This window comes from Candidatus Acidulodesulfobacterium acidiphilum, assembly GCA_008534395.1.
Classification (GTDB): Bacteria; SZUA-79; SZUA-79; order Acidulodesulfobacterales; family Acidulodesulfobacteraceae; genus Acidulodesulfobacterium_A; species Acidulodesulfobacterium_A acidiphilum.
Genome location: SHMQ01000049.1, coordinates 1 through 11,597, shown reverse-complemented (window position 1 = coordinate 11,597; position 11,597 = coordinate 1). Strand labels below are relative to the sequence as shown.

The following is an 11,597-nucleotide window of genomic DNA, read 5'->3' as shown; positions in this document are numbered from 1 at the left end:
ATGGCGGAGAGAGAGGGATGAGCGTCCTTCGGACGCTAAAAGCGACGAACCCCCTAATGCGCTACGCGCTCCGGGTGTTCGAATCCTATGGCCTGTATTGAATTAAATGACTGTATAAGAAATAGCGTTTATTTATGGCGGAGAGAGAGGGATGAGCGTCCTTCGGACGCTAAAAGCGACGAACCCCCTAATGCGCTACGCGCTCCGGGTGTTCGAATCCTATGGCCTGTATTGAATTAAATGACTGTATAAGAAATAGCGTTTATTTATGGCGGAGAGAGAGGGATTCGAACCCCCGGATGTTTTAAGCATCAACGGTTTTCAAGACCGCCGCCTTAAACCGCTCGGCCATCTCTCCTTATAGAGTTTATTATTATATTATAAATATTGATTTCTATTATTGCAATATAAAACTTGCGGCATACGAATGATTTACATGCGTGGGCCGGTAATCCTTTTTGTAATTGGCCTTAGCGAATTATTACGAATTAATCATGCGTGCGTTTTTGCTAAACCATCATAATACGTGCGAATATTTCCGAAGATAAAAGCATTCCTCTTATAGTAAGCGAAATATTGTCTTTAAAATTTTGCATAAGTCCTTCTTTTATAAATCTATCTATAATTTCGTTCCCTGCTAATTCTCTAAGTATTTTTTCGTCAATTCCGGAAGACGTTCTAAGCGACAGAAATATCTCCTCGTTTATTTTATCGTTTTCCGTAAGGATTTCTGCAAAATCTCCGTCGTTTTTATTTTGTCCGCTATTCCGCTTTTTAATCCGGCTACTTTCTTCTTTGCAATTATCTCTTGAAATATTCCGAATATATTTTTCTAAATCCGGAACATTCGTTTTTCGAATTTCTTTACCGTTTTCAAGTTTTAAAAAAGATGAAGCAGAAGGCCCTAATCCCAAATATTCGCCCCTGTTCCAGTAGTTTATATTATGCCTGCTTTCATATCCGTTTTTGGCAAAGTTGGATATTTCATAATGTCCGTAAAATTGTTTGTTTAATATTTCGCATAATATTATATAATAATCCGTTATTTTTTCTTCGTCTATAAATTCGGGCGATTTATGGGCAGGAAAACTGTTTTTATCGTTATAAATTTTATAAAATAAGCTTCCTTCTTCGATAGACAGCATATAGGCCGATATATGTTCGGGGGAAATGTCTAAAATATTATTAATATCGTCTAAAAATATATTTTTCGTCTGTCCGGGAAGTCCTATTATTAAATCGAGCGAAATATTGCTGAATCCTGCTTTTTTGGCGTTATTAACGGCGCGGTATATATCTTTTTTATTATGAATTCTTCCGGCGGTTTTCAATACGCCGTCGTCGAAACTCTGCGCTCCTATAGAAAGCCTGTTGAATCCGAGCATCTTCAATTCGTATAATTTTTCTAAATCGCAGCTTTCCGGATTTATTTCCGTTGTTATTTCCGCATCGCCTGTAATTTTGAAGTTTTTTCCCATAAATTCCATTAAACCGCTAAAAAAAACGGATGGCATAACGGAAGGAGTGCCTCCGCCGAAATATATGCTTTTTATGCGGGCATTTTCCAAATGATATTTTTTTACGTTTAGCCCTATTTCTTTTATTAAAAATTCCCGATAAAGTTCGGTGAAGTTTAAGCTATAAGTTTTTTTTAATTTAACTAAAGGTATAGAATAAAAATTACAGTAATTGCATTTGCTCTTGCAGAGCGGTATATGAATATATAAGCTCAATTCACTCATTGATTTACGCTATATAATATAAATTATTTATGGTTAAATTTGTGCCCGTATATCCTTAAAATTTATTATTATATATGATATAATATTTAAAACGTAATTTGTAAATATTAAATTGAATTTATATAGACCGCATAAGCCTATGGCCTTTATAAATCCATTAACATTTAAACTGGAGGTTTAAATCTATGGATAATAATGTTAACAAAAATATTTTATCTCAAAAAGCGGTAAAAATAAAGGACGGAGTATATTATACCGGAGCATTTGATCCGGATCTTAGGGTATTCGACATTGTCGTACCCACCGCTAACGGAACAAGCTATAATTCTTATTTCATTCAGGGAAGCGAAAAATCCGCCCTGATAGATACCGTAAAACTGAATACTAAAGACCAGCTTATAAATAAGTTAAACTCGGTTACCGATATTTCTAAAATAAATTATATAATCATTAATCATACCGAACCGGACCATTCCGGCGCGCTTCACATAATTAAAGAAATCGCCAAAGACGCTACGCTTGTTTATTCAAAAAACGCTCATCATTTCGTACAGCATATTATAAAAAAAGATTATAATAATATTACCGTAGGCGACGGCGATTCCTTAGATTTGGGCGGCAAAACCCTGCAGTTTATAAGCGCTCCGTTTCTGCACTGGCCGGATACTATGTTTACCTATCTTAAAGAAGATAAAATACTTTTTCCCTGCGATTTTTTCGGAGCCCATTATTGCGATGCCAATATTTTTAACGATTTAATAACTAACAAAGAAGAGGCTTTTGAGGATTTTAAATTTTATTTTACCCATATAATGAGACCGTTCAAAAATTATTCTTTGAGCGCGATAGAGAAAATTAAAAACTTAGATATAAATATTATTGCGCCGTCACACGGTCCGGTATTGAGGGAAAATTTAAAAAAATATATAGACTGGTACATCGAAGCAAGTAAACCGAATAATTCTGATTCTACTCTGAAAAAGATTGTAATAGTTTATGCTTCTGCTTACGGAAATACCGAAGAAATGGCAAAACACATCGCTAAAGGAGCGGCTATAGACGGACTTACGGAAGTAGATTTAATAAATTTAGTCGACCGCAACTCTGATTACGTAGTCGATGAAATTGAAAAAGCGGATGCAGTAATAGTTGGTTCGCCTACGCTTAACGCTAAACCTCCAAAACCTATATTCGACATGATATCTTCCTTAGTTATGCTTAACGTTAAAAATAAAAAAGCGGCGGTATTCGGATGTTATGGATGGAGCGGTGAAGCGGTTCAAATGATACAGGATATTTTGAAAAGCTTGAGATTTGTTATAGCGCAGGAAGGCTTAAAAATTCAAATGACGCCATTTGAGGAAGATTTGGTTAAATGCGAAAAATTCGGAATGGATTTTGCATATAAAATAACGCAGGATTCATAGTATTTTATTGTATTATATATTACCCGTACGCCAATATATTTATAATTTTTCTGTTTTTATTTTTAAAATAATAAAGAATATAAAAATGAAAAATTATTTATATCAATAAAAAAATATTAAAAATAGGTCAAATAAGATAAAATAGGTTAATTATAATGGGTTATCATAAAGAGACAGATAAATTTTTACCGTTATCCGGCGGCAAAAGAGGCGAATCTGCAGAAGTTGCAGAAGACGGCGGAAGGTCTTTAATCTGGGAAGATAACGATTTTAATTTTTATACAAAAATAAACGGAGAGGATGTTTTTATAGGAAGGGGAATGAACGTTCCTTTTCCTTTCGAGGAGGGCGACTGCTGGTCTCTTTCGGACGGTAAAACTTTTGTTTATGAAAACGGAATTATAAGCAAGGTCGAATCGTTTAATAAAGACGGCAACATACTAAAATTGAAAGAATGTCTTGAAGACTTGTATTTCAAGTTCGAAGAGTCATATCTTTATTCCGACCCTCTTGGATTCGTCCATAAATTCGATGACGCTAAAGATATAGAAATAGCCGGTTTTATAGCGGCAGGATTTGCTTTCGGCGGTGTCCCGCAGATTCTTAAAATATTGGATAAAATAGACGGTATAACAGGCCATAAATTTTACGAATTTACTTTCAATTTTAATGTGAAAGACGGATTAAAATTTTTTAAAGGTTTTTATTACCGCTTTATAAAAGAAAAAGATATCGCCGCATTGTTTTTAATTTTAAGCAAAATAATACGGCAATACGGTTCTATAGAAAATTTTTTCCTTATAGGATATAGTCCGTCCGATATAAATTTAAAAAAAGCTATCGAAAGTTTTTGCGAAAGAGCTTTGCGTATTGCCGATTTTTCGTCAATTTACGGAACAAAAAATCTTCCCGAAAATTCCATGGTTCGTTTTTTCTTTACGTCGCCAAAAGATAACAGCCCGTGTAAAAGGATAAATTTATATTTAAGATGGATGGTCAGAAATTCGGACAATCTTGATTTCGGTATCTGGAATAACGGCATTCAGCCTTATCAGCTAATTATGCCGGTAGATACGCATATAGGCAGGATAAGCAAGTATATAGGTTTAACCAAACGGAAAAATCCGTCTTTTAAAATGGCGGAAGAAATAACGGAAAATCTTAAGAAATTGGATTACCACGATCCTACTAAATACGATTTTGCTATTACAAGGCTGGGAATATTGGATATATGCAAAAAAGGCGGAAATAGGTTGGATTGCGATAAATGCGGTATTTATGCGATTTGTAATTTTAAAGACTGATTTTATATCTATACAATATATATGCTTACTAACCCAATTAAATTTTTAAATTAAAAAAGGATTGCCATCGATGAAAAATAAGAAATTAAAATATGTTTTGTTTTTTATGTTTATAGCGGTATTTTTTACTGCATTTTTGAATATAACAAATACGCGCCCTGCCTTTTCTCATAAAACTTTAAATAAGAAGTCCGTTGCAGTTAAAAAAATTAATGGGAAAAACATTGAAAAATTATACAAAAAATACGGAGCATATATAATAAAAAAAGACGTCGTATTAAAACTTAATAAAAATTACGAATTGCGCGAGCATGTTACGGAGTCTTTAAAAATACTTTCTCAAAGAGGTATAAATAAATATTCTGAAGTCGTTATACCCTTTTCGACGAAATATCAAAAAATTAAATTTTTATACGCCTATACTCTGCTTAACGGAATGTTTAAAATTCCTATAGGAAAACATGCCGTTAATATTGTATCTCCGGGTTTTGCGGTTAATTATCCTGCTTACTCGGATATAAAATATCTGACTCTTTCTATGCCGGCGGTAGAAGACGATGCCGTAATAAACTTTTCTTATGAAATAAATAATTTTAAACCCCTTATTAAAAACGGCGTTTTTTATACGAACTATTTTTCTTACGGTATTCCGGTTAAAAAAAATAATTTTTTGCTCTTTTATCCTTCGGGTTTTAAGCTTAATCTGTATCTTCATAATATAAAAAAATCTTATTTATTAAGAAAAACCGTTTTGCTTAAGAATAAAAAATTGACTGAATTAAGCATTTCCGCAAATAATGTTCCCGCTATAAAAAAAGAATCCAATATGCCTCCTGAAAAAAATTTAAGGAGTTATATAGCCTTATCTACTTATACGTCATGGCGGATTCTTTTGAATAAAATAAACGCAATGTTTGAAAAAGCCGAAAAGCCGGATAAAAAAATAGCAAAGTTCGTTGAACCCGCAATTAAAAAATATAAAAGCAAATATAACGGCGGTATTATAGAAGAAAGAAAAGAAGCGTCAGCTATATACGATAAGTTTGTCAAAACTTTCAGGTATGCAGGGATCGGTTACGGAATAAACGGTTATAGTCCGGTTGATGCCCCGGTTGTTTTTAACGACGGTTACGGCGATGCTAAATCTTTGGCGGCTCTGCTTATAGCTATGCTGAAAACGGCAAAAATAAACGCTTACCCCGTATTAATCGCGTCTTTAAATACGGCAGATTTTAATAAGAGAACAATTTCGCCTAAGCAGTTTGATTCGGTTTTGGTAGGTTTGACTTTTAAAGAAAACGGACGCTATGTCCGCCGTTACCTGTATCCCGATTCATCCTCTTATAAAGCTTTCGATATTCCTTTCGAGTTGTCCGGCAGAAAAGGCATTGCAATTTTAGGTCATAATAAATTTAAATTTATTAAAACTCCTTCCGAAAAACCGAACCAAAACGAAAAAATATTTTTGTTTAAAGGAAAAATAAACAAAAACGGGACGCTAAGCGGAACGGTATCAGTCAAGTATAAAGGGGTTTATTCTAATTATGAAAGATCTTCGCTAAAAAATATAAATCGTTACGAAAAAACAATTAAAGTTTATAATTCTTTATATAATTTTTTACCTGGAGCGCAGATTAAAGGTTTTAACTTTAAGAATTTAAGAAATATAAATAAAAATTTGAAATTAATAATTAAAATTAAAGATAAGAACTATGGAACAAAAAAAGAAGACAAATTATTGTTTCATTCAGTATTGCCGGTCGATTCGGGATTGCTCGGCCTTGTTTTAAAAAGAAAAAGGCGGTATAATTTAATAATAGGATATCCTTTTGAACATAAAGGCTTAATTGTAATTAAACTTCCGGCGAAATCTTATATATACTATATGCCTAAGGAATTAAAACTAAAGGAGAATTCAAGTTCTGCATATTCGGGATGTAAATTCTTAAATAACAAAGCGGAATTAATTTGCTCATATAAATTTGAATCCAAAAAACCGACGGTTTCGACCGAAGAATATAAGATATATAGAAAAATTATCAGGCTGTATATGCAGTATATTAAAAATTACTTTATCGCGGTTTCTAACGTTTATTTTTATTAATTATCCATATTTAAGGAGATTTAATTATGAGAAGCATGACGGAAGAAGATTTAAAAGCGGCTTTTGCAGGAGAAAGCCAGGCGCATGTTAAATATATGATTTTTTCGGAAGAGGCGGAAAAAGAGGGAAAACCAAGGTTAGCCAACATATTCAGGGCGATAGCCAGAGCGGAACTGATTCATGCAAAAAATCATTTAAGGGCTCTCGGAGGTATTAAAAAAAGCGGTGAAAACATTTTAGCCGCATATAACGGAGAGAATTATGAAATAGAAGAGATGTATCCGGTTTTTAACGAAACTGCTAAGTTTCAAAATGAGAAGGAAGCCCAGCTCTCAACTCACTATGCTTTAGAGGCGGAAAAAATTCACAGGGATATTTATAAAAAAGCTAAAGAACTTTTTGACGCAGGTAAAGATTTTGACGGAGAAACGGTTTACATATGTCCTGTATGCGGACATACCCACGTGGGACAGGAAGCTCCGGACAAATGCCCTGTTTGCGGGTGCCGTAAAGATAAATATATTAAATTCAGCGCATAAAAAATAAAACCGGAATATTGCATAAATAAACCGCATAGTAAATTATATATCATATTAATGGTTGGAGTTAATCTTATGCCAGTAAATTTACTATAAAATTTGACAATAGAATTTTTTGTGGTATTATAAAATATATATATTATTTATGTATTAATCGAGTAAATATTATAAAAAAAAGGGGGTAATTAAAATGGTTCAGGGAATTAATGCAAATCCTACGGCATCCCAACTATTTCAAAGCAATCAAACAAATGCCAATAAAGGACAATATCAGAATATTTCCGGCCCTAACGACGTTGCAGATAAAACTGCCGCATTAACTCTAAAAACGGTCAACACTTTGAATCAAGGTTTGGTAAATGCGCTAAATCAAACTACTGCGAACCTTAATCAAAATATCCAGAGTCTTCAATCTGCGGGCAACGGTAATGCCGCAAATCAGAATCAGTATAATAACAATGGACAGACTGTTACTATAGGAACCAATCAAACCGGAAACGTATTGAGTAAAATCGTTTAGAACGATATTTTAAATGCAAAAAAAATTAGACGATTTAATAATATCTGCGAAATCGTTTAAAGCTAAAAGAGCTGCAGTAGTAGTTGCCGAAGACGATTTCGTCGTTGAAGGGATAATTTTAGCTTATAAAAAGGGTATTATAATCCCAATACTTATAGGCAACAAAAATAAAATAATTTCCATCCTTAAAAAAAAAGAAAAAAATATTTCTGCGAATGATTTTGAAATAATCGGCACGGACAATGATGTCGATGCGTCTGTTATTGCCGTTAAATTAGCCTACGATAAAAAAGCCGACGTTATAATAAAGGGACATATCCATACGGATATATTAATGCATCAGCTTATCCGCATGGAAAGCGGATTAAGGACTAACAGGTTTATTTCCCATATATTTTGCATGGAAATAAAAACTTATAAGAAATTAATCTTTATAACCGATGCGGCTATTAATATTAATCCCGATATAGTTCAAAAAGCGCAGATACTTCAAAACGCCATCGATATCTGCAAAATAATCGGCGTCAAACATCCTAAGGCGGCAATACTTTCGGCGGTGGAAACCGTTAACCCTAAGATAGCTTCTACTATGGATGCTGCAATTATTTCCAAGATGGCGCAGAGGGGTCAAATTACGGGCGGCATTGTTGACGGACCTCTGGCTTTCGATAACGTTATTTCAAAAAAAGCGGCGGAAGAAAAAGGAATCAAAAGCGAGGTATCCGGCGATGCCGATATAATATTGGTTCCAAATATAGAATCCGGCAACATACTTTTTAAAGATTTAGAATATCTTGCAGGAGCTAAAGTGGCAGGAATAGTAACGGGGCTTAAAGTGCCGGTGGTGCTTACATCCAGGGCGGATAACGCCGAAGCGAGACTTTATTCGGCGGCGTTTGCTTCTATAGTTTCCGAAAACTATTCTAAATTTTTAGAATATAAATCATGGATATAAGAATATAAAATGCAAAAAGGGACCGAAGATTTTATTAAAATGAAATTAAACGGCGAAAAAATCGTAATGATTACCGCTTATGATTACGTTCAAGCCGGAATAGCGGAAGAGGCGGGAGTCGATATAGTATTGGTAGGCGATTCGCTTGCAACTACCGTTCAAGGAAAAGATAATACGATAAGCGTTACGTTGGACGAGATGATTTACCATACTAAAATAGTAAGGGCAGGTTTAAAAAATACTTTTTTAGCATGCGATATGCCTTTTATGTCTTATCAGGTAAACTCCGAGCAGGCTTTGATTAATGCCGGCAGAATACTAAAAGAAAGCGGAGCAAACGCCGTTAAAATGGAAGGCGGCGCTAATATAACCGTCACCGTTAAAAAACTGACCGAAAGCGGTATTCCCGTAATAGGACATATAGGTCTTATGCCGCAATTTATTAATGTTATGGGCGGTTATAAAGTCCAAGGTAAAATAAGTTCGCAAATCGATAAGCTTGTCGAAGACGCTAAGGCTCTCGAAGACGCAGGCGCATTTATGATAGTGTTGGAGGCAATGCCTGAAGACGCCGCGGTAAGCGTAAAAAAAAGCATAAATATTCCTACTATAGGAATAGGAGCCGGAAAATATACCGACGGACAGGTGCTGGTATTTTACGATGCGGTAGGAATGTTAGCTCAAAAACCTCCTAAATTCGTTAAAAAATTTGCGGAATCCCGCCCTATAATAATCGAAGCCTTAAAAACATACGGCAAGGAAGTTAAAGATGGTTCTTTTCCGGCGGAAGAAAATATCTATAGACAAAAATAAACACAAATAAAAAAATATAAATATAAAAATTTAAGACTATTATTTTTAAAACGAGGTGAAATATTTTATGAATTATCTATCCTACTTTAAGTTTAGAGGCACTCTAAATAATGACTCAAAATACCCCGCACTTTCTCTTATAGCTTTTATATTAAAAATAGCAGCCTTTGTTTATTTGGTAGTCGGATTAATTGGTACTTTTATAATGTCCTTTGTGTGGGCAGATCAGGCGGGAAAAATGTCGGAGATGTTTGGAAGAGGCGGATTTAATATAGGTTCGGCTTTATCATCGTTCTTTTTCTCATTGATCGGCGGCATAATAGTAACGATAGTTATATTTTTATTGTTATGGGCCTATGCGGAATTAATTTTAGTATTAATGGATATTGAGCACAATACTTCTAAAAGAAACGAAAATTAATTTTTTAGCTTTTTAAATATTAATTAATAATTTCAGTCTATTTAATGAATTAATTTCTATTGAGAAATTACGCTTTTATTTCTTCCGCTATTTTTGGCTTTATAAAGTGCATTATCGGCTCTTTTTATAAATGAAGTTTCGTTTTCGTTTTCCATAAGTTCCGCAATGCCGGAACTTAAAGTAATCCGTATACCTTTATACGAAAAATAATGTAATTCTGCCTGAATCCTCAATTTTTCGGATAGCAAGTAGGCATTATTTAAAGAAGCGTAAGGCGCTATTACCAAAAACTCCTCTCCACCCCATCGTATTAAATAATCCCCGCTTCTTATGTTTCCTGTTATAAGAGAAACGATATCTTTCAATACCTCGTCGCCGGTTACATGTCCGTATTTATCGTTTATTGCTTTAAAAAAATCTACGTCGATCATTATGACGGAAAGAGGATATTTATATCTTTTTGCCCTATCGATTTCTTTTCCGATAATCTCTTTATATTTATTTCTATTGTATGCTCCGGTTAAAGGATCTACTTCGGATAATTTTTTGAGTTTTTTTTCCAATTCAACCCTGTCCGTTATATCTCTTGCAATACATACCCCTATAGGGTATTGATTTTTATTTTTATAAATGCGGCTGGTAACTTCAAAAGGTATTATCCTTCCGTCTTTTGTTTTAATTTCGGTGGTATAAGTCATCGTGCCTTTTTCGAACAAAAGTTTCATCATATTTAATATATCTTCATTGGTTGCATTAATAATATTTAGATGGCTTAATTTTAAAAATTCATTTTTAGAATAGCCAAGTTTTCTTAATGCCATGTCATTTACCTCTATGAAGTGTTTTGGGACGGCATCGCCGGTAAATTCCGTCACGTAAGCAAGATCGTATATATTGTCGAATATTAAATTAAATTTTGTATAAAGAATTTCTATTTCCTTAGTTTTTCTTTTTGAATAAAAGATAAAAAAAAGTATGGACGCAAATATCAATAAGGAACCTGTTAAATAAATCAGATTAACATAGTTTCGTATTATTCTTTCACGCTTTATTGTTTTATCAACTGCCTTTATGGCAAACGGCGAAAAAACGGGGGAATCTTTATAAAGGGCAAGTTCTATCGGCGTAAGAAATATTTTTTTTGAAATTAAGCTGTGATATTTTATAATTCTCTTTATTATCGGCCTTATAAGGTTGATATAATTAAAATATGATTTATTTACGTAAGGTAAAATAGTTTTTGTTCCAATCCGTGAAGTTTTTATATAATGTTTTACAATTTTAAAATCTTTATCCGTTAAGGACATTAAGACTTTAGCCTTAATTAAGGATGTTTTGAGCTTGTTTTTATCGTTTAACTTAGAATATTTTATAATTGAAGCAGACTCGATAATCAGATCATTTAAATCGGTAGAAAGTTTAGTAGTATAAAGCGCAAGATCGGTAGATTTTTTAACGTAAAGGTCGATTTCACTTTGTAAAATCACATAAACTAACGAGGCAATAATTGAATATAAAATCAGAATAAGTAAACCGGTAAATATGATTTTAGAGATACGGGATAAAGGCTTTATATTTAATATACCCATAATATCTCGATAATTATTACATTTTGCAATACTTATAGACAGTATTAGCTATCATTTATGCCTGAAGAAATGTCGTAAAATACTTTATTTACTACAGTTTTATGTGGTGAGCCGCGCGGGAGTCGAACCCACGACCACCTGATTAAAAGTCAGGTGCTCTACCTGCTGAGCTAGCGGCTCTTT

At 33.7% G+C, this 11,597-nt stretch carries 10 protein-coding genes and 2 tRNA genes; 8 read left to right on the top strand and 4 right to left on the bottom strand.

The features are described from left to right. Window positions 1-269 precede the first annotated feature (269 nt). Both EVJ48_09825 and hemW read right to left on the bottom strand, forming a co-directional pair. A tRNA-Ser gene (locus EVJ48_09825) sits at window positions 270-358 on the bottom strand. A 151-nt stretch (window positions 359-509) separates the two neighbouring features. Continuing rightward, window positions 510-1,742 carry a radical SAM family heme chaperone HemW gene (gene hemW, locus EVJ48_09820; protein ID RZV36916.1) on the bottom strand — a complete coding sequence of 411 codons (1,233 nt, stop codon included), beginning with the start codon at window positions 1,740-1,742 and terminating at the stop codon, window positions 510-512. Between the two features lie 185 nt (window positions 1,743-1,927). On the opposite strand from hemW, the gene EVJ48_09815 reads away from it, so the two are divergent. The 8 genes from EVJ48_09815 to EVJ48_09780 all read left to right on the top strand — a co-directional run bounded on the left by EVJ48_09815 (window position 1,928) and on the right by EVJ48_09780 (window position 9,825). Then, window positions 1,928-3,169, top strand: a complete 1,242-nt coding sequence (locus tag EVJ48_09815) for an FprA family A-type flavoprotein (GenBank protein RZV36915.1) — start codon at window positions 1,928-1,930, stop codon at window positions 3,167-3,169. A 155-nt stretch (window positions 3,170-3,324) separates the two neighbouring features. Continuing rightward, window positions 3,325-4,473: a TIGR02757 family protein gene (locus tag EVJ48_09810; protein RZV36914.1), complete on the top strand. Its 1,149-nt coding sequence runs from the start codon at window positions 3,325-3,327 to the stop codon at window positions 4,471-4,473. A gap of 70 nt (window positions 4,474-4,543) precedes the next feature. Beyond that, window positions 4,544-6,577 (top strand): DUF3857 domain-containing protein, encoded by a 2,034-nt coding sequence (locus EVJ48_09805; GenBank protein ID RZV36913.1) that lies wholly within the window; start codon window positions 4,544-4,546, stop codon window positions 6,575-6,577. Between the two features lie 26 nt (window positions 6,578-6,603). Beyond that, window positions 6,604-7,116, top strand: coding sequence for a rubrerythrin family protein (locus EVJ48_09800; protein RZV36912.1), 513 nt, complete (start codon window positions 6,604-6,606; stop codon window positions 7,114-7,116). A gap of 190 nt (window positions 7,117-7,306) precedes the next feature. Further along, on the top strand, window positions 7,307-7,636 hold the full coding sequence (locus EVJ48_09795) for a hypothetical protein (GenBank protein ID RZV36911.1): 330 nt from the start codon (window positions 7,307-7,309) through the stop codon (window positions 7,634-7,636). Between the two features lie 13 nt (window positions 7,637-7,649). Continuing rightward, window positions 7,650-8,591: a bifunctional enoyl-CoA hydratase/phosphate acetyltransferase gene (locus EVJ48_09790; protein ID RZV36910.1), complete on the top strand. Its 942-nt coding sequence runs from the start codon at window positions 7,650-7,652 to the stop codon at window positions 8,589-8,591. Between the two features lie 9 nt (window positions 8,592-8,600). Then, window positions 8,601-9,404, top strand: a complete 804-nt coding sequence (gene panB / locus EVJ48_09785) for a 3-methyl-2-oxobutanoate hydroxymethyltransferase (protein RZV36909.1) — start codon at window positions 8,601-8,603, stop codon at window positions 9,402-9,404. Between the two features lie 67 nt (window positions 9,405-9,471). Beyond that, entirely contained in the window at window positions 9,472-9,825 is a 354-nt protein-coding gene (locus EVJ48_09780; protein RZV36908.1) for a hypothetical protein, read from the top strand. Between the two features lie 56 nt (window positions 9,826-9,881). Here EVJ48_09780 and EVJ48_09775 read toward each other — a convergent pair whose 3' ends face one another. Next, window positions 9,882-11,414, bottom strand: coding sequence for a sensor domain-containing diguanylate cyclase (locus EVJ48_09775; protein ID RZV36907.1), 1,533 nt, complete (start codon window positions 11,412-11,414; stop codon window positions 9,882-9,884). Window positions 11,415-11,518: 104 nt separating this feature from the next. Then, window positions 11,519-11,594, bottom strand: a tRNA-Lys gene (locus EVJ48_09770). Window positions 11,595-11,597 lie beyond the last annotated feature (3 nt).